This window comes from Qipengyuania vulgaris, from assembly GCF_009827325.1.
Taxonomy (GTDB): Bacteria; Pseudomonadota; Alphaproteobacteria; order Sphingomonadales; family Sphingomonadaceae; genus Qipengyuania; species Qipengyuania vulgaris.
Genome location: NZ_WTYC01000012.1, coordinates 123,393 through 147,405, shown reverse-complemented (window position 1 = coordinate 147,405; position 24,013 = coordinate 123,393). Strand labels below are relative to the sequence as shown.

The 24,013-nt window shown below is 60.8% G+C and carries 24 protein-coding genes and 1 pseudogene; 10 read left to right on the top strand and 15 right to left on the bottom strand.

Going from position 1 to position 24,013, the window contains the following annotated elements:
* The first annotated feature begins 5 nt into the window (after positions 1–5).
* Together GRI69_RS15020 and GRI69_RS15015 are read left to right on the top strand one after the other, a co-directional pair.
* On the top strand, positions 6–1,772 hold the full coding sequence (locus GRI69_RS15020) for a SulP family inorganic anion transporter (RefSeq protein ID WP_160729004.1): 1,767 nt from the start codon (positions 6–8) through the stop codon (positions 1,770–1,772).
* A 210-nt stretch (positions 1,773–1,982) separates the two neighbouring features.
* A complete protein-coding gene (locus tag GRI69_RS15015; RefSeq protein ID WP_160729003.1) occupies positions 1,983–3,335 on the top strand; it encodes an MBL fold metallo-hydrolase in 1,353 nt (450 codons plus the stop codon).
* 189 nt (positions 3,336–3,524) lie between these two features.
* On the opposite strand, the gene GRI69_RS16305 is transcribed toward GRI69_RS15015, so the two are convergent.
* The 13 genes and pseudogenes from GRI69_RS16305 to GRI69_RS14955 all read right to left on the bottom strand — a co-directional run bounded on the left by GRI69_RS16305 (position 3,525) and on the right by GRI69_RS14955 (position 11,534).
* A complete protein-coding gene (locus tag GRI69_RS16305) occupies positions 3,525–3,659 on the bottom strand; it encodes a hypothetical protein (RefSeq protein ID WP_267899765.1) in 135 nt (44 codons plus the stop codon).
* Between the two features lie 154 nt (positions 3,660–3,813).
* A pseudogene (locus GRI69_RS15010) lies at positions 3,814–4,356 on the bottom strand (class I SAM-dependent methyltransferase); the annotation flags it as partial.
* A gap of 223 nt (positions 4,357–4,579) precedes the next feature.
* The gene (locus GRI69_RS15005; protein WP_160729002.1) at positions 4,580–4,918 is read right to left on the bottom strand and encodes a hypothetical protein; all 339 of its coding nucleotides are present in this window, start codon (positions 4,916–4,918) and stop codon (positions 4,580–4,582) included.
* A gap of 78 nt (positions 4,919–4,996) precedes the next feature.
* Positions 4,997–5,719 carry an NAD(P)-dependent oxidoreductase gene (locus GRI69_RS15000; RefSeq protein ID WP_066850779.1) on the bottom strand — a complete coding sequence of 241 codons (723 nt, stop codon included), beginning with the start codon at positions 5,717–5,719 and terminating at the stop codon, positions 4,997–4,999.
* A gap of 208 nt (positions 5,720–5,927) precedes the next feature.
* A complete protein-coding gene (locus tag GRI69_RS14995) occupies positions 5,928–6,413 on the bottom strand; it encodes a DUF6692 family protein (protein ID WP_063612652.1) in 486 nt (161 codons plus the stop codon).
* On the bottom strand, positions 6,410–6,940 hold the full coding sequence (locus GRI69_RS14990; RefSeq protein ID WP_063612733.1) for a DUF305 domain-containing protein: 531 nt from the start codon (positions 6,938–6,940) through the stop codon (positions 6,410–6,412). The genes GRI69_RS14995 and GRI69_RS14990 overlap by 4 nt, the downstream gene beginning before the upstream one ends.
* Positions 6,941–7,007: 67 nt before the next feature.
* Complete coding sequence (locus GRI69_RS14985; RefSeq protein ID WP_063612653.1) at positions 7,008–7,424, bottom strand: potassium channel family protein; 417 nt, start codon at positions 7,422–7,424, stop codon at positions 7,008–7,010.
* A complete protein-coding gene (locus tag GRI69_RS14980) occupies positions 7,421–8,176 on the bottom strand; it encodes a glutaredoxin family protein (protein WP_063612654.1) in 756 nt (251 codons plus the stop codon). Before GRI69_RS14980 ends, GRI69_RS14985 begins: the two co-directional genes overlap by 4 nt.
* The gene (locus tag GRI69_RS14975; RefSeq protein ID WP_233997512.1) at positions 8,173–9,489 is read right to left on the bottom strand and encodes an APC family permease; all 1,317 of its coding nucleotides are present in this window, start codon (positions 9,487–9,489) and stop codon (positions 8,173–8,175) included. The genes GRI69_RS14980 and GRI69_RS14975 overlap by 4 nt, the downstream gene beginning before the upstream one ends.
* A gap of 169 nt (positions 9,490–9,658) precedes the next feature.
* Positions 9,659–9,934: a DUF5676 family membrane protein gene (locus tag GRI69_RS14970; protein ID WP_066850773.1), complete on the bottom strand. Its 276-nt coding sequence runs from the start codon at positions 9,932–9,934 to the stop codon at positions 9,659–9,661.
* A gap of 50 nt (positions 9,935–9,984) precedes the next feature.
* On the bottom strand, positions 9,985–10,461 hold the full coding sequence (locus tag GRI69_RS14965; RefSeq protein ID WP_160729001.1) for a DUF411 domain-containing protein: 477 nt from the start codon (positions 10,459–10,461) through the stop codon (positions 9,985–9,987).
* An 11-nt stretch (positions 10,462–10,472) separates the two neighbouring features.
* Complete coding sequence (locus tag GRI69_RS14960) at positions 10,473–10,865, bottom strand: RodZ family helix-turn-helix domain-containing protein (RefSeq protein ID WP_063612657.1); 393 nt, start codon at positions 10,863–10,865, stop codon at positions 10,473–10,475.
* 9 nt (positions 10,866–10,874) lie between these two features.
* On the bottom strand, positions 10,875–11,534 hold the full coding sequence (locus GRI69_RS14955) for a DUF2231 domain-containing protein (RefSeq protein WP_063612658.1): 660 nt from the start codon (positions 11,532–11,534) through the stop codon (positions 10,875–10,877).
* A 152-nt stretch (positions 11,535–11,686) separates the two neighbouring features.
* Between GRI69_RS14955 and GRI69_RS14950 the strand changes: the two genes are divergently transcribed.
* From GRI69_RS14950 to GRI69_RS14915, 8 genes are all read left to right on the top strand, one after another.
* A complete protein-coding gene (locus tag GRI69_RS14950) occupies positions 11,687–11,962 on the top strand; it encodes a hypothetical protein (protein ID WP_160729000.1) in 276 nt (91 codons plus the stop codon).
* Positions 11,962–12,402 (top strand): periplasmic heavy metal sensor, encoded by a 441-nt coding sequence (locus GRI69_RS14945; RefSeq protein ID WP_063612660.1) that lies wholly within the window; start codon positions 11,962–11,964, stop codon positions 12,400–12,402. The genes GRI69_RS14950 and GRI69_RS14945 overlap by 1 nt, the downstream gene beginning before the upstream one ends.
* Positions 12,403–12,409: 7 nt before the next feature.
* Positions 12,410–12,970 carry an RNA polymerase sigma factor gene (locus GRI69_RS14940; RefSeq protein ID WP_063612661.1) on the top strand — a complete coding sequence of 187 codons (561 nt, stop codon included), beginning with the start codon at positions 12,410–12,412 and terminating at the stop codon, positions 12,968–12,970.
* A 58-nt stretch (positions 12,971–13,028) separates the two neighbouring features.
* The gene (locus GRI69_RS14935; protein ID WP_160728999.1) at positions 13,029–14,891 is read left to right on the top strand and encodes a copper resistance system multicopper oxidase; all 1,863 of its coding nucleotides are present in this window, start codon (positions 13,029–13,031) and stop codon (positions 14,889–14,891) included.
* A complete protein-coding gene (locus tag GRI69_RS14930; RefSeq protein WP_160728998.1) occupies positions 14,888–16,039 on the top strand; it encodes a copper resistance protein B in 1,152 nt (383 codons plus the stop codon). The genes GRI69_RS14935 and GRI69_RS14930 overlap by 4 nt, the downstream gene beginning before the upstream one ends.
* Before the next feature lie 17 nt (positions 16,040–16,056).
* On the top strand, positions 16,057–16,617 hold the full coding sequence (locus tag GRI69_RS14925) for a YybH family protein (RefSeq protein ID WP_225871716.1): 561 nt from the start codon (positions 16,057–16,059) through the stop codon (positions 16,615–16,617).
* Between the two features lie 6 nt (positions 16,618–16,623).
* Positions 16,624–17,361: a PepSY domain-containing protein gene (locus tag GRI69_RS14920; protein WP_174539187.1), complete on the top strand. Its 738-nt coding sequence runs from the start codon at positions 16,624–16,626 to the stop codon at positions 17,359–17,361.
* A gap of 106 nt (positions 17,362–17,467) precedes the next feature.
* Positions 17,468–19,933 carry a membrane-bound PQQ-dependent dehydrogenase, glucose/quinate/shikimate family gene (locus tag GRI69_RS14915; protein WP_063612664.1) on the top strand — a complete coding sequence of 822 codons (2,466 nt, stop codon included), beginning with the start codon at positions 17,468–17,470 and terminating at the stop codon, positions 19,931–19,933.
* A 129-nt stretch (positions 19,934–20,062) separates the two neighbouring features.
* On the opposite strand, the gene GRI69_RS14910 is transcribed toward GRI69_RS14915, so the two are convergent.
* On the bottom strand, positions 20,063–22,426 hold the full coding sequence (locus GRI69_RS14910) for a heavy metal translocating P-type ATPase (protein ID WP_063612665.1): 2,364 nt from the start codon (positions 22,424–22,426) through the stop codon (positions 20,063–20,065).
* 12 nt (positions 22,427–22,438) lie between these two features.
* Complete coding sequence (locus GRI69_RS14905; RefSeq protein WP_067505942.1) at positions 22,439–23,977, bottom strand: multicopper oxidase family protein; 1,539 nt, start codon at positions 23,975–23,977, stop codon at positions 22,439–22,441.
* Between the last annotated feature and the right edge of the window lie 36 nt (positions 23,978–24,013).

Here is a 24,013-nt window from a genome sequence, read left to right as displayed (position 1 = left end):
AAGCCATGGCCGAGCCCAACCTGCTGGCACGCTACCTCCCCATTCTGCAATGGGGGCGCACCTATAATGGTTCTGTCCTGACGAACGATCTGGTGGCGGCGGTGATCGTCACGATTATGCTTATCCCGCAAAGCCTGGCTTACGCCTTGCTCGCCGGGCTGCCACCGGTCGTCGGGCTATATGCCTCGATCCTGCCGCTGGTGGCCTATGCGCTGTTTGGGACGAGCCGGACGCTGGCGGTGGGTCCGGTCGCGGTCCTGTCACTGATGACCGCATCTGCTGCGAGCGCTGTCGCTGCGCAGGGCACGGCCGAATATGTCGAAGCGGCGATCACGCTGGCCGCTCTGTCGGGTATCCTGCTGGCTGTGCTGGGCTTTCTTCGGCTGGGCTTTCTTGCCAACCTCCTCTCGCATCCGGTGATCAGCGGTTTCATCACGGCCAGCGGCATTCTGATCGCCACGAGCCAGATCAAGCATATTCTCGGGATTCCGGGCGGCGGCGACAATTGGCCGGAGATGCTGGGATCGCTCGCGTCCAATATAGGCCTGACCAATCCGTGGACGCTGGCCATCGGTATACCGGCGACGCTGTTCCTGTTCTGGGTCAGGGGCGGACTGAAACCAGCCCTCTTGAGGATCGGGCTGAAATCGCGCGCCGCCGATATCGCTGCGAAGGCGGGTCCCGTGATCGCGGTGGCGCTGACCATTCTGGCGGTCGTTATGCTCGATCTTGCGGAAAAAGGCGTCGATCTGGTCGGGGCCATTCCGCAGGGGCTGCCGCCCTTCGCCACCCCGTCGACCGACATGGACCTGATCGCGCAGCTATGGGTGCCCGCTCTGCTGATCTCGGTGATCGGGTTCGTGGAGAGCGTCTCGGTCGCGCAGACCTTGGCCGCCAAGAGGCGTCAGCGTATCTCGCCCGACCAGGAGCTGATCGGGCTGGGCGCATCGAATATCGCAAGCGCCTTTTCGGGCGGCTATCCGGTGACGGGCGGGTTCGCCCGCTCGGTGGTAAACTTCGATGCCGGCGCGGAAACGCCGGCTGCGGGCGCCTATACGGCCATCGGGATCGCCCTGGCATCGCTGTTCCTTACGCCGCTGCTGTTCAGCCTGCCTATCGCCACGCTGGCGGCCACGATTATCGTCGCGGTGCTCAGCCTGGTCGATCTGAAGACGCCCGGTCAGCTGTGGCGCTATTCCAAGGCGGATTTCGCAGCGCATCTGGCGACCATCGTCACCACTCTCTTGGCTGGCGTGGAACTGGGCGTGATTACCGGTGTCGTGGTTGGTCTGCTGCTGTATCTGTGGCGCGCATCGCGGCCGCACGCGGCTATCGTCGGGCGTGTTCCGGAAACCGAACATTTCCGTAATGTGGAGCGGCATGATGTCTTTACCGTTCCGCACGTCCTGTCGATCCGTATCGATGAAAGCCTGACCTATCTCAATGCGCGCTGGCTGGAGGAATACGTGCTCGAGCGCGTCGCGGACCAGCCGGAGGTGCGCCACGTCATCCTGATGTGCAGTGCGGTCAACGAAGTGGACGCCTCGGGCCTGGAAAGCCTCGAGGCGATCAATCACCGGCTCTCCGATAGCGGGATCGACCTCCACCTATCGGAAGTTAAAGGTCCGGTGATGGATCGGCTCAAGCGAACCGAATTTCTCGAGAAAATCGGCGGGCGTGTGTTTCTGTCGCAGAACCGCGCGTTTCGCGAATTGTCGCGGGATAATGACGATCCGTCTCTGCCCGACGATATCGCTCGAGGTTTGATATGAACGAATATCCAAAAAGGAAATGGAGATTGGCATATCTCTCGGCGTCCATCGCTATAGGCATTTTCGACGCACTTGTTTTTCCTCATCGTCCGCCCAGGCGGCACTTTTCCTGTGAACTCGCAATCCTTTACGGTGGCCAACCGTTTTGCTCGGGGGCCTGCTTTCGGCCTGACCGCATCCCCTCGTAAACCGACCAGAAGGAAACCCATCATGCTTCTCGAAAAAATCAAGACACCCGGCCTATCCCATCTGTCCTATCTCGTCGGGTCCGGCGGGCAGGCGGCAGTGATCGATCCGCGCCGCGATTGCGACATCTATATCGAGAAGGCCCGCGCCGAAGGCTTGGCGATCACGCATATTTTCGAGACGCATCGTAATGAGGACCTCGTTTCCGGCGCAGCGGTCCTGGCCGACATGACCGGGGCAAAGGTGCTGCACGGCCCGAACGCCGATGGCGAAGTCGTCTATGCGCAAACGACGTGCGAGGGCGACAGCTATCGCGTCGGCCAGCTCGAATTCCGCGTATTGGAGACGCCGGGCCATACATTCGATCATCTCGCCTACGCATTGTTCGACACCGAATATCCGGAGAAAGCCGTTGGCGTGTTTACCGGCGACGCCTTGTTCGTCGGCGACGTCGGACGCACCGACTTCTATCCCGACCGCAAACGTGAGGTCGCAGGCCTGCTCTATGATTCCCTGCGCAAGATCTGCGACCTGGGCGATCAGGCCATCATTTATCCGGCCCACGGTGCCGGTTCTGTTTGCGGGTCGGGCATGGCCGACCGCGAGTTCTCCAGCGTGGGCCACGAGCGGCACAACAATCCGCGGCTGCAGATCGAGGACCGCGAAGCCTTTATCGACTTCAAGGTGGGAGAGAACCATTATCAGCCTCCCTATTTCAGGTTGATGGAGCGGCTGAACCTGGAGGGCGGGAGTCCCGCTCCGCGGGTCATTGAGCCGAAACCGATGTCGCTACAGGAGCTGGGCGAATGCGGCGCGGACCACCTCATCGATATCCGCGAGCCGCTCGCCTATGCGTCGGGCCATCTGCCCGGCAGTATCAATCTCCCGGTTGGGATGATCCCCGCCTTTGCGGGGTGGTTTATCGGCGAAGGGGAGAGTGTCGCCCTGATCGCCTCGTCGCAGGGCCAGCTTAATACTGCCATGGAACACCTGGTCCGCATTGCACTGGACAACGTTCTGGGTGGTTACGTAGGCGTAGTGCCCGCGGCGGCGGCGGGCAAGAATATGCGATCGATTCCGATGGTGGATACCGAAACAGTCGAACGGCGGCTGACCGGCGAACACAACGAATGGACACTGCTCGATGTGCGTGATGCCGATGAACGGGCGGCAGCCGCGATCGACGGCTCGGAGCATATTTATGTCGGCGAACTGCCCAAGCGCTGGCAGGATCTGGACCCGGCCCGCGGCTACACCCTCATGTGCGCGAGCGGAATGCGGGCGACAGTGGCGGCAGGCTGGCTCGACGCTCACGGCTTTGACAATGTGGATGTGTACCTGGGTTCGATGGGCGCGTGGAAAGCAGCGCAGAATTGAATTGCTAAAACCTATCCCGATAGCCGACTGACCAATTGCGGAACGCGCTCCTCGCATCTGCGAAGGTAACGCCGCAAGGCGCGCATCCGTATGTCACGCGAGCATCGTAGACTCGCCCCGATCTCAGCGAGGCTTTCTACAGCGTCGAGCAATACGTCGGGTTCATGGATCTGGACCCGGTGCAGCCGGTCACTGATCCGATCGATCAGGACCGTCAGACACCGGTATGTCGGCAAAGACGGTCAAGCAAGCTGCGACGAAAACGTCCTGCTCGATATGGTGGTTTCTCTCGATGATGCGGAAAATCACGTGAAAGACACGCATGAAGCTGTCGCCTGGATGATATGCGCCTTGCGTTCGACCAGATTGGATGATGCAACTCGCTCGCGCGGAAGTAGAACTGCACCATGAGCAGTAGCATCTGGACATGATCTTCCGTTGCTGGCCCGTACGGTTGCTGTCAGGTCAGCAAAGGATCTTAAGAAACCCGTCCCGAAAGGTTGCCCCACCTGCCCCGCAATGCCCCCTCCGCTTCGCCGACATATCGGCGCGTCAAGGGTAAAGCCCTCCGATCGCGGCAATACTGAATCTGGTAATTGCACATGCCGCCATGTTCGAAAGCCGCCGTGGCTCCGGCGAGATAGAAGGTCCACATGCGATAGAAGCGCGCATCGAACATCGCCTCGATCCGTTCGCGGTTGGCTTCGCAATTGGCATACCATGCGCGCAGCGTTCTGGCGTAATGCAGCCGCAGCATCTCGACGTCGCTGGCAATGAGGCGATATTTCTCGCTCGCCGCGACGGTTTCCGAAAGCGCCGGGATGTAGCCGCCTGGAAAGATGTATTTGCGCGTGAAAGCGTCGGTTGTGCCCGGTGTGCCGATCCGACCAATCGTGTGGAGCAGCATCACCCCGTCATCCGTCAGCATATTGGCGCAGCAGCGGAAGAACGTTGCGAATTGCGGGCGTCCGACGTGCTCGAACATGCCGACCGAGACGATCCGATCGAAACGCTGGCCGCGCAACGAGAACCAAAGTTCTCGCCATCCATGCGCAGGAGTCCATCGCAGCCATAATCGAAAGCGGCGACGAGGAAGCACAGCGAATGAAACTGGCGGAACTTTCCGATCTCTTTGGAAAGTTCAACCGCTAGAGACGGTGTCCCCCCTCCTGAAGGCTGTTTCGAGAAAGACCTGAACGGCAGCGTGGGAAAAATAAGCAACCAGTTGCCATCCGCATTCTGCGTCATGATCGAAAATGCTTGGCGCGCTCCACCATATGGTTCATTTGGGTCGCTGCGTGGATGGTCAGCGGATGCTGCTTCGCGTCGGGCCGCGGCGTTATCAAGTCCGCCATTTCAGCGATATGCTCCAGCTGCTCGTTGCTTGCCTTCGACAGAAGGCTGAGAACGATATTTTCCAAGGCAATGACCCGGATGCGCAGCTGGATGAGCTCCGCGTCCGACAGGGCGGGGATATCCCACTCGTCGCAAGTGGCTGCTAGCGCTTCCTGGGGACCGCAGGGCAGTGCCCCGCCCTCGCCTTCCCACCGCGACACTGCGATGTCTTTCTTGTCATGTGTCATGTTCTCAAACTCCAGACCGAATTGCCGATGCCGCAAGCGGCGCATTCCAAACGGCGACAAACATCGCCATCGCTCAACCTATCGCGACGAAGATGCGAAGAGGCTTTCCAGTTCCTCGCGAAGGGCAAGAAGCCCTTCAAGATCGTCAGCCTCCGGCTTGCCGATTGCAGGCTTTTCGTTGATCCACCTCCCACTCACTACTGAATCGAGAAGCAGGGCAGCGAGATCGGCATGGCGGCAGCGGAAGCAGTCCGCCGATAGCGTCCGCGCTTTCACTCGCGCTTCGCCGCTATAGGGCAAATTGATAAGCCAACCGGGTCTTGCGGCCGTCCACCTGAGACCTTGCTCGGCCTCGAGCATGCCCTCCATGACCCGCATGTGTTCGAGAATGTTTGCCAGAGCGGGGACAACAGTCAGCCGGAACCATGACGGCATTCCGGGCTGCTGGTCCACGAAAGCTGCGGAGATCACTGCGATCCGGTCGATGTCCGCCCGGCGCATCGCTTCGAGAATGCGGCGTGTTCCCTCGGTGTAGAGCGGTGGTGGGTCGATCGCGGTCGATGGCGTGAACGAAACGCCAAGGGTAGAAATAACCGCATCGCAACCACGGATGGCATCAGCAAGGTCGTCCTCGAGCACGTCGCATTGGATATAGTCGGCACCTTCGATCCGTTTCGCCGGGTCCGGCAAATGATGCTCGAGACCGCGCACGTGGTGGCCGCGCCGCTTCGCCTGTTCGAGGAGCAGCGTGCCGGTCTTTCCACCGGCGCCGAAGACGGCAAGGGTCAGATTATCTGTCAAAAAGAAACCTTCGCAATTGCAAATGATGCGCTTGAATGTGAAGCCCCGCGCATGGGGTTGGTCACGCGCGGGGCTCCGAGACGGCTCTAGAGCCTGCGACCCGCAGGCTCTCTTGGGGGGAGGTGGAGCCGCCTGTCCATTGCAGCTTCGAAACCCGCGCATAGTCTGCCTAAGGCAAAAATTCAGGCAGCTCCCGCAGGTTTTTCTGCTACTGATCGCAGATAGAATACCCACGGTACCCCAGTTCATCTCCTGCCCCGGGCGGGACCACGATCAATTCCTGCGCTTGCAAGCCCGCATTGCCTTCATCGTCCAGCAGGCGCGTAGTGACGAGCAGATCGCCGCTGGTATAGCGATCCGTACCGGCAGCGCTGACCGGGATCAGTTTGCCGTTCAGCTTGATGAAGCCCTGGCTTCCCGGTTCGTAAACGAAGGTGGGGTAGCCAACCTCGGTCAAGCGGAAGACACAACGACCTTCCTTCCCGCCGATTGCCGAAACATCGGCGTCGCTCATCGTCTCGGGCTTTACGAGCGCCGTCGATATGTTCTGCAGCGCGCTGGAAGCCGGCTCGATTGGCGACGCTTTGGCCGGCGGATCAAGCTGCGCTTCGCGATCATTGCCGATGGCGGTGTTCTGGTTGCACCCAGCCAGCGCGACAGCCAGCCCTGTGGTGAGGATAAAGGTCGTCTTCATTGCGCAGCTCTTTCTTCGGGTGTCTCGGCAAGGGTTGGGTCAGGTTGCGGAGTTGCGGGAACCGGAGCTTCGATATCTTCGGGGAGCCTCTCAGTGGTCCGCACGCCATTTTCCTCGATATCCTCGATGAGGTATTTCATCTGCGCGATCTCGCGGCGCTGGGCGAGGATGATATCGTGCGCGAGCTTGCGCACGCGCGGATCGCGGATATGCGCCCGTTCGCTGGTCATGATGGCGATCGAGTGGTGAGGGATCATCGCCGCCATATATTCCTCGTCGTCGATCGTGGTCTGGCTGCGCACGAGCCACAATGCCAGGGCGAAGACCACTGCTGCGACGCCGAGAATGATGAAGTTCTTGGTTCTGTCTTTATACATGCCCCACATGAAGAGCAGCATGACGACCATCATCATCGCGCCCATCACGAACATCATCCAGAAGCGCGTTTCGCTCCAGAAGAAGTGATCGGCATCGTAGGTGTTGGCATACATGAGGACAAACATGACAACGGTCGATGTCGAGACCATCGCCATGAAGCGCCAGTAATTGCCACCGCCTCCCTCGCTATGATCGTGTTGCGTGCCTTTCGCCATATCAGTTCTCCTGTTTGCTCATGGTCTGGTAGACATATTGGGCGGTGCAGCTGATCATCAGGAACCCGGTCAGTGCGGCTATTCCGGAAATAGCGCGCATGTGACCGGCGGGCAGAATATCGCCCAGTCCGACAGTCGATATCGTAATCAGCGCGAAGTAATAATAGTCCATCCAGCTATCGATGACGTCCTGCTCCAGCGCTCCAAGTCCCCAAACACTGGCGAGATACATACCGCCTGCAAAGATACCGGCGATGACGAGATGGCTGGCAAGAACCAGGGACGAGCCGGCAAGGACCCGAAGATGCCTTGGCTCCTTCCCGGGCGGGGAAAGGGCCTTGGCGCCGCGCAGCATCCACATATGAAAATAGAGCGAGACCGCAAATAGGACGAAGCCGAGGAGCAGAGCCGCGATCATAAAGTGATCCAGCCCAGCGCCTTTGCTCCCATCCAGAGGCCCATACCGATCATGAACAGGTTCTCGGTCAGCGACACGAACCCCAGCGGCACGTTGGAACTGCCGCCCACGCAGGCGCATTTGAGCTCACGCTTCTGGATGTAGACCGCGTAGAACACGCTGACGGCACCAATCGTGCCTATGAACAGTGAGACCGGTACCGAGATGATCGGCAGCGCATGCGCGGTCATCAGGATACCAGCCAGCGCCTCGCCGAAGGGATAGACGAAACCGTAGCGCACCCAGCGCTGCGCCAGCAGATCGTAATTGAGGAACATGGTCGAGAAGCTGCGGACGTCCTGCAGCTTCTGCACCGCGAGCAAGCACATTGACAGACTGACAAACCATTCGGCAGCTTGCACGGTGAGCAGCTCGCCAAGCGCGTACCAGCTGATGGCGAGGCCAAGCAGCGCCGCGATCGCGAAGATGGCGATGACGGGTTGATAGCTGATCGTGTCGTCGCCGGTCTGCGTTCTCTTCTTGCCGAAATGGGCGCGGACATCGTCGTATCCGCCGATCCGCTTGCCATCGATAAAGGTCTGCGGTGTCGTCTCGACGCCATGCTCTTGCTTGAACGCGTCGGTTTCTTCGCGCGAGGAGAGGTGATTGTCCTCGACCGCAAAACCCTGCCGTTCGAGCAGGTCGACCGTTTTCAGGCCGTATGGACAGATGTGCTTGTCCATCACCATCCGGTATACTTTTGCCTGCTTCATTGTTTTTCTGCCTCGTTTTGATGGTCTTGGCTGCTTCCATTGACGCCGGCGTCCGCATGCGCGTTCCCATCCTCCGCACGTCTCCGGCGCAGGAACAGGGCTTCGAGACCAAATACCGCAGCTATGAGGACCGCCCCGATCACCACGATGGCGGGGTCGGAATCGAGCTTCACCCCCGCAAAGGCGACAAGAATTACGCCGTCGGCAGCGATTGCCGCAAGCAGGACCGAACCCTTGGCCCCGATCTCCTTGCGCAGATGGCGGTACACGCCCCAATGGACCAGCATGTCCATGACGAGATAGAAGAACGCCCCGAGCGAAGCGATCCGCGACAGGTCGAACAGCACCGCGAGCGTGCCCGCGATCACCACCGTATAGACCAGCAAGTGACCGCGGATCGGACCCTTCATGCCGAAGTGACTGTGCGGGATCATCTTCATCTCGGTCAGCATGGTGAGCATCCGCGAGACTGCAAATACGCTGGCGATCACGCCCGAAGTGGTCGCCGCAATCGCAATGACGATGGTAAACCAGAACCCGAGCTCTCCAAGCGCCGGCCGGGCGGCGGCAGCGAGCGAATAATCGCGCGCCTCGACGATCTGGCCGATCGTCAGACTGGACCCGACCGCGAACGCGACGAGCAGGTAGGTGACGACGCAGATCGCGATCGAGATCATGATCGTGCGGCCTACATTGCGATGCGGATCGACGATCTCTCCGCCGCTATTGGTGATCGTGGTAAAGCCCTTGAACGCCAGGATCGAGAACGCGACCGACGCCAGGAACGCGCCGCCGCTCGTCATAGACGCAGGCTCGGCAAACGCGCCGGAGAAAAATCCGCTCGCGGCGATTGCGGCCACGGCGAACAGAGCGATCCCGCCGATCTTGATCGCCGACATGACAAGCGAGAAGCCGCTCACCGATCGATTGCCCGCCTTGTTCACGATATAGGCGAATACGATCAACCCAAGAGCCAGGGCTGACAGCAGGAGACTGTTCTCCTCAAGCCCGAACGGTCGCAGGGCGTAGGTAGCAAAGGTTCGCGCAACGAGGCTTTCGTTGATAACCATCGAAAGCGCCATGAGCAGGGAAGCCGAGGCCGCAACGACGCCAGGACCATAGGCTTTCTGCAGAATCATCGCGATGCCGCCCGACGATGGCCACGCATTGGACATCTTGATGTAGCTATAGGCGGCCAGCGATGTGACGAGTGCGCCCAGAACGAACGATAGCGGGAACAGCGGGCCGGCAAGTTCCGCGATCTGACCGGTGAGAGCGAAGATCCCAGCGCCGATCATCACGCCGGTACCCATAGCCACACCCCCGGCGAGACTTATTGTCCCCTTACCAGCGGCGTCGGGCGCACTTTCCATCGCGGTATGTGTGCCATGCTTCGTCGCCGTCATAAGGCTCGAACTCCCCCGTCCGGAATGCCGGGAACGCGTCGATGAAGACAGGTCCTGTGGAGTATGAGGTGTATCGTCATCCGCGTTTTTCTCGACCAAACACGGCGTAAAGCGGCACCACGATAACGCCAATGTACCAGCCATAAAGGAAGCTGCCGACGGCTCCGGCAAGGAAGCCGCGCCAGGTTAGCCATTCGAAGCCTGGCAGGAGAGGCGCCCAGGCCTCGTGCATGTGAAACCGCTCAGGGAAAAGGAGGCCGAAACCCACACAGAGAAAATAGCTGAGAAGCAGAAAGCTGCTGAGCGTCCAGCCCCATCGCAAGATTTCCGGGCGAATCGATCGATGGGTCATATCGGCTTTCCTTTCAATCGAATGCTTTCACTCCAGCCCGCTCCAGCGGGTCATGGATAGCTTGCAAATACGCGCTCGCCCGCAGGTCCGAAAGCGATGACCTGGTAGGGCTGCACCCTCCCGCCAACTTCCATGCCGGGGGAGCCAAGGGGCATTCCCGCAACGGCGAGGCCAGTCACGCCGTCGGGTCGTTCTTCGAGAAGGCGCGCGATCTCGCGTGCGGGAACATGACCCTCAATCACATAGCCATCGACTTCCATCGTGTGGCAGGAGACCAAGCCGTCAGGCACGCCTGCTTCGGCCTTTACCTCGGCCATGGGACGGTCTTCGCGAACCATGACCTCGTGATCCAGACCGGTGCGAACATGCTTCGCCCATTCCCCGCAGCATCCGCATTGCGGATCGCGGAACATTACATAGGGGCTTGCCTGTGCGGCGCTCGTGCAGGCTGCAAGGAGGATCACGCCGAAAGTAGCGAGTGCCGCGCGCGCGCGGCGTATGCCCAAGCCAGTAACTATGAATTTCATGCTCAAATCTCCTACATTCCTTCCATGTCGTGATCGGACATGGTCTCCATGTTGTGCCCTGCATGCGGGTCGACCGGTTCCGGAACATCCGAGGTCGTTGGAGCGGGTGCCGGCGTCAAACCAGTTGTCGGCGTGCGCGGTGGTGGCGCTTCGGCCGGACCAGCCGGCTTGCGCTCGGTCGCGGGTACGCTGGCGACGGGCGCGGTTTCTACGCCGGTCTCGGTCGAATTTACGGAAGCGGCCTCAACTGGCGACGGCGCGCTCGCCGGTGCTGTCTCGATGGCAGCCGTATTTCCGTCATCCGCCATAGGCTCGGGTTGTTGATCGCACGCCGCCAAGCCCGCCAGCGCGGTCCCGAGGAAAAGCGTTCCAATCATCTTCTTCGTCTTGAAATGCTGCATCATGTTTATCCTTCAGATCCAGGAGAGGCCAAGGTGATCGGGGCCGTGCGCAAGCTCTCCGCCGAGAAAACCCTGAAGCAGAATGAGCGCGGCCATCGCGAAAAGTCCGGTGCGCAGAAGGACTCTGTCTTTACGCGGCCTGTAAGCAAGGGCGGCAAGAGCGAGACCGAGCGCGGCGATCAGCATTCCGTTCCAGCGGTGGAGATGCATGACCGTATCGCCGCCAAACCAGAGGCCGGTATGAATCCAGCCGAACAGGGCTGCGACGACGGCACCGCCCGCACCGCCATAGATCAGCACGCGGACAGCGGGTTCGGCTGCAGCGCCTCTCCCGGCCATGACGAACAATTCGGCCAAGGCTGCCAGCAGGAACAGTGCAATCGGGAAATGGATCGTCGCGGGATGCAGCTTCTTGAGGACAGTGACAAAGTCACCCTCACTGACGCTCTCGTGTCCGCCGGATGCGTCATCATGGCCGTCGGAGCCGTGGCCGGCTTCGGCAGACTGACCCGAGGCGCTTTGCATCCCGCTCATGCCAGTCGCTTCCTGACTTGGCTCGGAAGAGGCGGCAGCGTTCGTAGCGGGATCATGCGCTTCGTCGCCGTGCGCATAAACAGGACCGAGCGGCAGGATCACCGCGCAAACAAGTATCAAAAAATGGACTGCTTTCATGGTGGCGCGTGCCCTTTCACCGCAGATTAACGAGAGCTATGCTGCCTGTTACGCATCCCGAGCCGCCTCCCCTCATTAAATATCTTTGCGGGGAGCGGACGCGCCGCGCGTATGGGAAGAACGAACAGCAGTTGAAGGATCGACCCGCACCGATGGAACAGGACCTGGACCCTATTCTGAGCGCTCTTGCCCACGATATTGCACCGAGCGTGCTCGGCGGCTTCATGGAAGGCGTCTGGGAACGTGTCGGCGATATGAGTGCGCGGCGGGACGGGGCCATGCGCAGCATGCTGTTTGCCGGCCTGTTCGCAGTTGGACTCGGCGCGGGTGCCCTCACGGTTCAGGCTCCTGTCTATGCTCAGGAACCCGCCTACCCGCTATTTAGCGACGCCCGCCTTTCTCCCGCCGCGCTGCTACACGTCGATTGATGAAAAGTCCCAAACTGTATATCGCGCTTGCCGTCCTACTCGCTGCTCTTGCGGGATTTCTGGGCGCGGTCGCAGCAGAGCGATGGTTCGCGCCAACCCAGCCGGGCAGTCTCCACGAATTCGTTCACGAACAGCTCGACCTCACCGCCCAACAGGAAGATCGGCTCGACCGTCTCGAGGAGCGCTACGCAATCGAGAACGCCCAGCGCGAACTGGCGGTTCGGCGTGCTAACGCCAATCTGGCCGCCGCGATGGACAAGGAGCATGAATACGGCCCCGAGGTCAGTCTAGCCATCGACGAGGTCCACCAGAGCATGGGCGAATTGCAGAAGGCGACGGTCCGGCATGTTTTCGCGATGCGCCGCATTCTCGACCAAGAGCAGCAACGCGAATTCGATCAGCAGGTTGCCCGGTCACTGACCGGTTCGCCTTCGGAATGATCGCGGAGTGCAGGGGCAGCCGGATAGTCAGGAGCAGGCGCTTGTTGCAAAAGTTGCCGCCGGTGACCGCCGCGCATTCACGGAACTTGTAGAACCGCTCATACCCCGCCTGCTTGCAACCTCATTGCGAATGGTTGGCTCACATGATGAAGCCGAAGACGTTGTGCAGAATGCCCTTGCTTCGGCGTGGATCGCCCGCAAGCGCCTCGATCCGGCGCGGCCCGTTCTCCCGTTCCTCACGACGATCACACTCAACAAATGCCGCGACAAACTCCGCAGGCGGAAGGCAGCGCAGTTCCTGGGGTTCGGAAAGGCTTCCATGCCGGAACTTGCCTCCGATCCTGCGCCCTCGCCGGAATCCGAGACAGTCGATCGGCAGCTTCTGCAAAAGACCCATGCCGAAATTCAACGGCTTCCCGTGCGGCTGCGCGAGGCGCTGATTCTCGTTGCCATCGATGGGCGAAGCCAGAACGAGGTTGCCGATATAATGGGTGTTTCGGAGAAGGCGGTGGAATCGCTGGTCTACCGTGCCCGAAAGGCTCTGAAGGAAAAAATTTCGCGCGCGTGAGGGGAAGCGCCTCCAGCCGCGTAGGATAGGGCAAACCTCCTTCGAACAGGACTTTCTCATGCAAGCAATCAATCGACGCAAATTCCTGGGCTCGAGTATCGTCGCCGGCGGCCTGTTTGGTGCCACCGCCGCGATGCCCGCCTGGGCGCGCGGCGGCAACATGAATGGCGCGACGATCCGCCAGGGTTTCGATGAAGTATCCGGCCGCAATATCGATCTAACCATCGCGCGCGGCCCGCGAATTGTTCAGGGCCGTAGCGGTATGGGAGTGGCGGTGAACGGTAGCGTTCCCGGTCCGCTGGTGCGGCTGAAAGAAGGCGATCCTGTCAATCTCAATGTGACAAATGCGCTGGACGAAGACAGTTCGATCCACTGGCACGGACTGCTTGTGCCGTTTCAGTTCGATGGTGTGCCCGGTGTGAGCTTTCCCGGAATCCGGCCGCGGCAGACATTCACCTACGAAATGCCCGCCATACGGCAGGCTGGCACCTATTGGTGGCATAGCCATTCCGGCCTGCAGGAACAGGCCGGGCATTACGGGCCCATCATCGTCGATCCTACCGGACCCGATCCGGTGCAGGCCGACTACGATTACGTGATGCTGCTCAGCGAATTTACGCCGATGCATCCCCACACAATCATGTCGAAGCTGAAGAAGGGCGAGGGGTACTTCAATTACCAGCAACGCACGTTGACCGATGATTATCCGCTGACCGGAGAAGAGCGCCGGATGTGGGCAGAAATGCGCATGATGCCGACAGATATCCTCGACGTCACGGGCTCGACCTACACTTACCTCGCCAATGGACACGGTCCCGAAGAAGGGCTGGAATATCTGTTTTCGCGCGGCAAGCGGGTCCGCATCCGGGTGATCAATGGCAGCGCCATGTCCTTTTACAACGTCCGTATTCCCGGGCTGAAATTCTGGGTCGTAGCGGCCGACGGTCTCAACGTGAGGCCGGTCGAGGTCGAAGAGTTCCAGATCGGCACCGCCGAGACCTACGATATAGTCGTCGAACCGACCGGCGAAGCGCATACCATCGTCGCGGAAAGCATGGATCGCTCGGGCATGGCGGTCGCGACGCTTGCCAGCCGCCCCGGTGCCCGCGCGCCTGTCCCCGCGCTGCGCGATCCGCCGCTCCTGACGATGGCCGATATGGGCATGGCGGGTATGGGTGGCATGGCTGGAATGGAAGGTGACATGTCAGGCATGGATCATAGCGCGATGGGACATGGAACCTCGCCGCCGGACGGTATGGACATGAGCGACAGCGGCGACGGGTCAAGCGAGGGAGCGATGGCCGGAATGGCTGGAATGTCGATGGGCGGCATGGACATGCGCGACACGTCCAGGCTGCCACCCGATGTGAAGGTCAGTCCAGGCATAGACATGGTTGCCATGAACCCGCAGGACCGGATGGGCGATCCTGGTATCGGCCTCGACAAGGTTCCGCATAAGGTGCTGAACTACAAGGATCTGGTCGCGCTCGAACCGAATGACGATCTGCGCACGCCGTCGCGCCAGATGGAAATTCATCTCACCGGGAACATGGAACGCTACATGTGGTCGTTCGACGGCGAGAAGTTCTCGGCCGTCAGCGACGAGCCGATCCGCTTTGCCTATAACGAACGGGTTCGGGTCAAGCTGGTCAACAACACCATGATGGCGCACCCGATCCACCTTCACGGTCATTTCTTCGAGCTCGTCAACGGCGCACCTGCCGATCGCCAACCACAAAAGCACACGGTGGTCGTGCAGCCCGGCGGCTTCGCCCAGTTCGATCTCACCGCCGACGAGCCAGGAGACTGGGCGTTTCACTGCCATCTTCTCTATCACATGCATGCCGGCATGTTCCAGATCGTAACGGTCGCGCAGGAAGCAGGGCAACCAGACGTACAGCGCGTGGGAGAGAGCGGATGAAGTATATGATCGCGCTCATGCTCGCCGGAACGGCAACGCCCGCCTTCGCGCAAGACCATGGCCATAACCATTCCATGCCGATGCAGCCTGCCGACCCGCAGGACGCAGAGGAGGCCGCCGAAGAGGAAGGCAGCGGAGAGGATGCTTCGCCGCCATCCTCCGCAATGCCCATGGACCATTCGCAAATGGACCATGGTGCAATGGATCACCAATCCATGCAGCCGCAAGGTGAAGGTAGCCCCGAGATGCCGCAACCCATGGGCCAGTCACCTGTAGACCACTCACAGATGGATCATTCGCAAATGGGCCATGGGTCGATGGATCAGTCCGGAGTGGTCGACGACCAAGCGGGCGGAGAAATGGACCATTCCGCCATGGGTCATGAGGCGATGGCGATGGACATTCCCTCGGGTCCGCCGCCCGCTTCCGCGGGTTCGGGCCCTGCACGCGCCGCAGATGCCATATGGGGTGTTGAGGCAATGCGCGAGAGCCGTGAGCAGTTGCGCGATGAACAGGGCGGCCAGACATATTTCTGGTTCCAGGGTGACCGCGTCGAATACCGCGCGCGCGAAGGATCCGACGGCTATCTGTTCGACCTTCAGGGGTATTACGGTGGCGATCTCGACAAATTCTGGTTCAAATCGGAAGGTGAAGGCAGTTTCGGCGAGAAGATCGAAAGCGCCGAAGTCCAGGCGCTCTACAGTCGCGCTATCGCGCCGTTTTTCGATTTCCAGGCCGGTATCCGGCAGGATTTCGCGCCATTGGACCGCACCTATGCGGTGGTCGGCATCCAGGGCCTCGCACCCTATCTGTTCGAGGTGGATGCCGCCGCATTCCTGTCCGACAAAGGCGACCTGACGGCGCGCATTGAGGCCGAGCTCGACCAGCGAATTACCCAGCGCCTGGTCCTTCAACCCCGTGTGGAAGCGTCCTTTTCGGCGCAGGACGTGCCTGAACTGGGCATCGGTGCGGGCTTGGATACAGTCGAAGCCGGCCTTCGCCTGCGTTATCATTTCGCGCGTGAGTTCGCGCCCTATATCGGGATCGATCAGGAATGGAGGATCGGTCAGAGCGCCGACTACGCACGCGCCGAAGGAGAAGATCCCAGCGTGACGAATTATGTCGTCGGCATACGGTTCTGGTTCTGAGTAACAAGGAAAGTTCGATGCACACTACAATCATTCGGGGCGTGGCCGCTGCGGCGCTTGCTTTATCCGCGGCACCGGCGTTGGCCCAGGACATGGACCATTCCGCGCATGGGGAGCATTCGCAATCGAAGCAGATGGACCATTCGGCGCAGGGCATGAACCAGGCGGATCATATGGCGGCCATGAACGACGACGTCGCGGGGGCGGAGGCTGCTCTCACAGCGTATCGTAACGCGCTGACGGCGCGCGATGCTGAGGCCATGACAGCCTTGTTTGCGGAAGAATCCTTCGTTTACGAGAACGGAAAGGATGAAGGCAGCTTCACGAACTACATGGCGCATCACCTGGGGCCTGAACTGGACGCGATCACCAGTTTCACCTTCGGTGAGCCGACCGTTGCAGTCACCCGGATGGGACACATGGCTTACGGCCGGGAAACCTATACCTACCGGATTGAACTGGCGGATGGACGCGTGATCGATCGCGAAGGCGTGGCAACGTCGGTACTCACGCACGACGCCAATGGCTGGAAGATCGTGCAATACCATTCATCGTCGCGTCCTCCCCGCAACCAATAAGACCTCATGGCGTCGGTTCCAGCTCTACGAAAGCCGTCACGCAAGCTGCGGCTGCACATATTCGGCAGCAAGCTGCATAAGTGGCTCGCGCTTGTTGTCGGCGTGCAGGTGCTGTTGTGGATGGGAACCGGCGCTATCATGTCCTTTCTCAAGATCGAGCAGGTACGGTCCGAGCACGTCATATCGCGCGAGGCCGAAACACTCGATCCTGAGTTTCCGGCGCCGCAATGGTTGGTGGATCGACAGGGCATCGTTGCCGTGACGACCAAGTCCGTAGCTGGCCGTCCCCTCGTTCAAGTCGAGCGTAGCGATGGCTCGATGACGCTTCATGAGACCGAGACCGGAACGAGGGTATCTCCCCTCCCACTCGCCGATGCCCAGGCCATCGCTTCGCGGGCCTGGACCGGTCCCGAGACCTCGATCACCGGTGCTAAGCTGATCGAGCGCCCGATAGGAACAGAGTTCCGAGGTCCGTTTCCGGCGTGGCAAATCACCTTCTCCGATCCAGACGCGACGAGGCTCTACATCGATGCGTCGAGCGGCGCGATTCTCGCCGCTCGAAGCGATACCTGGCGCTTCTTCGACTTCGTCTGGGGCTTGCACATCATGGACTGGACCCAGCGCGACCGGATCAACAGCTGGTGGCTGCTGCTTTTCGGAATCGGTGGAACGGTCATCGCGTTGTCGGGCTTTGTACTGCTGGCGAACCGGTTCCCGAAACTGCGCCGCAGAAAGGTCCGGTGATCTATCCAAGGTATCCAATAATCGCGCTAATGATAGAAAGGCGCAATGTCATCCCTGCCCAGAAGTATCGGGAAAGTTTGCCAAGATCAAAACAGCGAGGCCCGTCATGAACAGTTCCGAACAAACCGCACCTCATCGAAAGGTTTCGATTCTACCGCGGATAGTCGCGATTCTGATCGGACTCATCGGTGCAACACTGTTTGCCGGTGGCATCTGGCTCGCAATCCTTGGCGGCTCGCTTTACTATGGGCTGACCGGCGCGGCGCTGCTTGCTTCCGCCTATTTCATCTTTCGCGGGAAAGCCTTGGGCGCGTGGATTTACGTCGGCATCTATATGGTGACCGTGCCCTGGGCATTATGGGAGAGCGGCAATGATCCGTGGGCGCTCGTGCCGCGGCTTGTTGGTCCGACCGTTCTCCTCGCTCTGGTCGCTTTGGTTTCACCCCGCCTTTATCGGCCGACAAGATGGCCAGTTGCACTTGCAGGGGCTGGGGGAGCGGTGGTGTTCCTTGCGGTTGCACTCTGGGTTGCATCGGCATCGGGCCCCGATCCGGTGAGGGGGGAACTCCCGATAGCCCAGGCCGGGATAGAGTTCGAGGATGTGGGCGTTGACTGGCCAGCCTGGGGAGGAACCCATTCAGGTCAGCGTTATTCGCAGTTGGATCAGATCACACCGGCCAATGTCGGCGGCCTGAAGCGCGCATGGATAGCACATACCGGCGATCTGCCCCTAGGTGCGGGTGAAGGCAAATACGCCCCAGAAACGACCCCGCTGAAGATCGGCGACCGTTTGTATCTGTGCTCGGCGATGAATATTCTCATCGCGCTCGACGCGCAAACCGGCGCGGAAATCTGGCGCCACGATCCACAAGTCTCCACCGCCGCCATTCCCTATTCGGCCTCCTGCCGCGGCGTGACCGCCTACACCCGCCCACGGGACAGCGGCACACAGCTTTCCGGAGGCGCCCAAGGCTCTCCTTCCCAGAATGGAGGCGCGCCGCTCGTACCTTCGAGAGCTGCAGCGAATTGCGCGATGCGCATTATTGAAGGGACGCTCGATGGCCGTCTCATCGCCGTCGATGCCGAAACCGGCCGCCCCTGCGCCGACTTTGGCGTCAACGGCGAGGTCGATATCAAAGAGGGCATGGGCCAGACATATCCAGGCATGGTGGCGATCACGGCTCCTCCGGTGATCGTGCGCGGCAACATCGTGACGGGCCATCAGGTTCTCGACGGGCAGCGCAACAGCGCACCGTCGGGCGTAATCCAGGCGTTTGACGCCGTTACCGGGGAGCGCGCCTGGGCATGGGATATGGGGCGTCCGGGAGAATTTGGCGAACCTGCTCCAGGCGAGCAATTCACGCGCGGGACGCCCAATATGTGGACGACGGCTTCGGCGGACGAGGAATTCGGTCTCGTCTACCTTCCCATGGGCAACAGCGCGGTCGATTACTGGAGTTCGGATCGCAGTCCACAGGAAAACGAATTCTCGACGGCGCTCGTGGCATTGGACGGCGAGACGGGCGAGCCACGCTGGCGTTTCCAGACCGTATACAAGGACGTCTGGGACTACGACCTCGGGAGCCAGGCAACGCTTGTCGATCTGCCGGGCGGAACGCCGGCGATTATTCTCCCGTCGAAGCAGGGCGAGATCTACATTCTCGACCGACGTACCGGTCGACCGCTGCACACCGTGATCGAGCGCGCCGTGCCGCAAGGTGGTGTGGAGCCCGCCGAGCGCACCGCCACGCAGCCCTATTCGGGCTTTGCGACGCTGCGCAGACCCTCTCTCGAAGAACGCGACATGTGGGGCATGACGCCAATCGACCAGATGATCTGCCGCATCCAGTATCGGCAGTCGGCCTATGATGGCTACTATACGCCTCCCACGTCAGATCGCCGGTGGATCCAGTATCCCGGTTACAATGGTGGATCCGACTGGGGATCGGTGGCGATCGATCCGCGCCGCGGAGTGATCTACGCCAACTATAACGACATGCCCAACCACAACCGCCTCGTCCCTCGCGCAGTGGCGGACGAAAAGGGATGGGAGCCGCGCGGCCCGCAGGGCAATCAAGGTGGCGGTGGTTCTGAAGGTGAAGGCTCGCCCCAGACCGGTACGCCGTTCGCCATCGACGTCAACGCGGGCTGGCGGCTCGGGCTGACCGGCCTTCTGTGTAAAGAGCCGCCTTATGGCGGCATTCGTGCGATCGACATGAGTAGCGGCGAGACGCTATGGGACCGGCCCTTCGGTTCGGCACGCGCAAACGGTCCCTGGGGTCTTGCTCTTGGCATTCCGTTCACGATCGGTACGCCCAACAATGGCGGCGGTGTCGTGACGGCAGGAGGACTGCTGTTCATTGCCGCGACGACCGACAATCTGATCCGCGCGATCGACGTAGAAACCGGTGAAACCGTCTGGACCGACGTCCTGCCGGGCGGCGGCCAAGCCAACGTGATGACCTACTCCCAGGACGGCCGCCAGTATGTCGTGGTTATGGCAGGCGGGCATCATTTCATGAAGACACCTGTCAGCGACGCAATAGTAGCCTACGCGCTGCCCTGGAACTAGCTAAGGAGAAATCACTGGGCAGAGGGATTGCCTGCCAGCGTTCCTAGGCAGAACCGGCATTGATCGCTTCAAGCTTCGTGTCCGTCATCACAAATAAGGCCATTTGCCGCTTCGTGACACCCCGGTTTTCTAGCGATTATTTCGATCCTGCACTTGCATTTCGAAAACCGGAAGCTTCACCCCCCGCAATCGCAAAGCATTGGCAATAACCGAAACCGATGATAGGCTCATCGCCGCTGCCGCAATCATCGGGTTGAGCAGCAGTCCAAACGCCGGGAACAGCACCCCTGCGGCAACCGGTATCCCGAGCGTGTTATAGGCAAAGGCGAAGAACAGGTTCTGGCGGATGTTGCGCATGGTCGCGCGCGACAGGATGATTGCCTGCACTACCCCGGTCAGATCACCACGCACCAATGTTACACCGGCGCTTTCGATCGCTACATCCGTGCCCGTTCCCATGGCAATGCCGACATCGGCGGCTGCCAGAGCCGGCGCATCGTTTATACCATCGCCCGCCATGGCGACGCGGCGTCCTTCACTCTTCAGCCTTTCAATCTCGCGGTGCTTGTCCTCGGGCGAGACATTGGCGTGCACCTCGTCGATGCCCATTTCCCGCGCGACCGCTTCAGCCGTTGCTCGGCTATCGCCGGTCAGCATGACCACGCGGATATCGCGAGCGTGCAAAGCGGCGATGGCTGCCGCGCTGGTCGGCTTGATCGGATCGGCCACCGCGATCATCCCCGCAGGGTGCCCATCGAATGCGACAAACATCACTGTTTGTCCTTGCGAGCGACCGCTTTCCGCAGAGCCCAGCCAGACATCGTCATCGATCCCCACCCGCCGCATCATCTTTTCATTGCCGATGGCGATGCGACGATTCTGTACATTCGCCTCGACGCCTTCCCCCGTGGTCGAAGCCAGGTCTGTGGCTTCGGCAGGCGAAACACCGCGGGCCCGCGCGCCTTCTACTATGGCGTGCGCGAGCGGGTGTTCGCTGCCCATCTCGACGCCCGCGACCGCGGCAAGGAATTCGGTTTCGTTGATACCCTCGACCGGGTCGACCGCAACCAGGTCAGGCTTACCCATCGTCAACGTGCCGGTCTTGTCGACCACCAACGTATCGATCTTCTCCAATGTCTCCAGTGCTTCGGCATTGCGGATCAGGATGCCATGCTGCGCGCCCTTGCCTGTGCCGGTCATCACCGACATCGGCGTGGCAAGCCCCAGCGCGCAGGGACAGGCGATAATCAGAACAGCAATCGCATTGACCAACGCATAGGCAAGCGCTGGCGCGGGACCCCAGATGGCCCACACCGCAAAGGTGACGATCGCAACAACCACGACCGCAGGAACGAACCAGCCCGCGACCTGGTCCGCGAGCCGCTGGATCGGCGCGCGGCTGCGCTGCGCCTCGGCAACCATCTGGACGATCTTGGACAGCATCGTGTCCTTGCCGACATTGGTGGCACGCATGATGAAGCCGCCGGTCTGGTTCACGGTCCCGCCGATAACCGTATCGCCCGCGCGCTTGGTCACGGGCAGAGGCTCGCCGCTGACCATGGATTCGTCGATCGCGCTTGAACCCTCCTCGATTTCGCCATCGACCGGCACTTTATCGCCGGGCCGCACTCGCAAGCGGTTGCCGGTCGCCAATTCGTCAAGCGGCACTTCGCGTTCGTCGCCATTGCCGAATATCTTCACCGCCGAGGGAGGTGCGAGTTCGAGCAGCGCCCTCAGGGCGCTGGAAGTCGAACCGCGCGCCTTGAGTTCGAGTACCTGGCCCAGAAGCACGAGCGTGGTGATAACCGCCGCCGCCTCGTAATAAACGCCCACGCGCCCCGAGTGGTCGCGGAAGGCAGGCGGGAACAGATCCGGCAGCGCCGTTGCCACGAGGCTGAACACATAGGCAATGCCCACGCCGATCCCGATCAGCGTAAACATGTTGAGATTGCGGGTCTTGAGCGATTGCCAGGCCCGGACGAAGAAGGGCCAGCCGCCCCACAGGACCACCGGCGTGGCAAGGAGGAACTGCGCCCATTGCGCCCTGGCAGGCTCAATCAGGCGGTCGAAGCTGATCCCCGGGATCATGTCTCCCATTGCATAGACAAACAGCGGCAGCGTCAGGAGCGCGCTCCACCAGAACCGGCGGCGCATGTCGACCAGTTCCGGATCGGGCCCTTCATCCAGGCTGACAGTCTCGGGTTCGAGCGCCATTCCGCAGATCGGGCATGAGCCGGGACCGGGCTGGCGGATCTCCGGGTGCATCGGACAGGTGTAGATAGTGCCTTCCGGCACGTCCTCAACAGCATCGAGATGCGCGTTCGACAGATAGAGCTGGGGGTCCAGGAGGAATTTGTCGTGGCAGCGCGAAGAACAGAAATAGTGCTCCGCCCCCTCATGCTTGGCCTTGTGTTTCGCGCCGTCGATCTCGACGCTCATCCCGCAGACCGGATCGATCGCGGTTCCCTTGATCACGCTTTCATCCCTGCTCATGACCATTCCTTCCTAGCTGTTCACCACGACGAACTGCCCCATCATGCCCGCATCCTCGTGTTCGAGGATGTGGCAGTGATACATGTAGGGCGTGTCCGGGTCGCTATGTTCCTCGAAGCGCAGCAGCACGCGCACCTGCTCGCGCGGATTGACAATAACCGTGTCCTTGAAACCGGTTTCCAGTGGCGGGGGCGCGTGGCCATCGCGGTCGATCACACGAAACTGGACGTTATGAATATGAAAAGGGTGGGCCATCATCGAAGCGTTGGCGATTTCCCAGATTTCCCACTGGCCGACGGGCACCCGCTCGTTGATGACATTCATGTCCATGCTGGCACCATTGATAGACATCCCGCCGCCCATCATGCCCATATCGAGCACGAACCTCCGGGTTCGCACTGCAAGTGAAGGGTCGAGTGCTGGTAGCGCGGCAAGCTGCGGCGGCAGATTCCTTCTCGGCGAGGAGCCAGAGGGTCTGATATCGAGGATCCGGAACGGCTCGTCCGTCCGGGCATCGTCGCGGCGTCGGCCCATCATACCGCCGCCCATCATGCCGCCGCCGTTGCCCATCATGCCCATCGAATTGTCCGGACTGGTCGCCAGAAGGCTGAGTGGGCGCCCCTCGGAAAGATCGACGAGGATCTGCGCCCGCTCACCCGGTGCGAGCCTGAGCGAGCGGACTGCATGCGGGCGATCCAGCAAGCCGCCATCGCTCGCGATGAGCTCCATGGTCTGACCACCGGACAGCGAGAAATCGTAGAAGCGTGCGTTCGATCCATTGAGGATCCGCAAGCGTAACTGACCGGTCCGAGCGTCAAACACCGCGTTTTGCGTGCCATTGACGTAGAGTCGATCCCCGCGCACGCCCATCATTTGCGCATGCATATTCTGCGGATAGAGGAGCTTGCCGGAGTTATCGAGCACGCGGTCCTGAACGATAAGCGGAATATCATCCACGCCGTATTCGCTCGGCAGGTCCAGCGCGTCCTCTTCATCATCACGGACATAGATCGGCGCGGCAAGACCAGCATAGACCTGCGGTCCCGTGCCGCGATGCAGGTGCGAATGATACCAATAGAGAGAGGCACGCTGGCGAACTTCGAAAGACGGGCTCCAGCGCGCGCCGGGGCGGATAAGCTGGTGCGGTCCGCCATCCGCAGCGGCGGGAAGCTCGAACCCGTGCCAGTGGACTGTCGCGCCGTCGTCCAAGCCGTTGTCGACATGCAACCGGACCCGCTCGCCGCGGCGCATCTCCAATGTCGGACCAAGATAAGGCGCGTTTATACCGATCGTAGGCGAAACGACCCCGGGAACGAATTCCTTCTGCCCCGCGGATATCGACAGTCGAAAGACCCGTTCGCCTTGTTCGACAATTCCCTGATTGAGCTCGGGAATGGCGAGCGGATTGGCGCCGGCTCCATCCGCACTAAACAGCGAATTTTGCGCTTCGCATGCAGACAAGGGAAGTGCCACGAGGCCGGCAGCCGCTGTGCCAGCCCGTCGCAGCAAGGCACGACGGTTGAGGCTGGATGCAATCGACCACTGGTCCATCTTACTTGCTCCGGAGATATTTGATCAGTGCAGCGA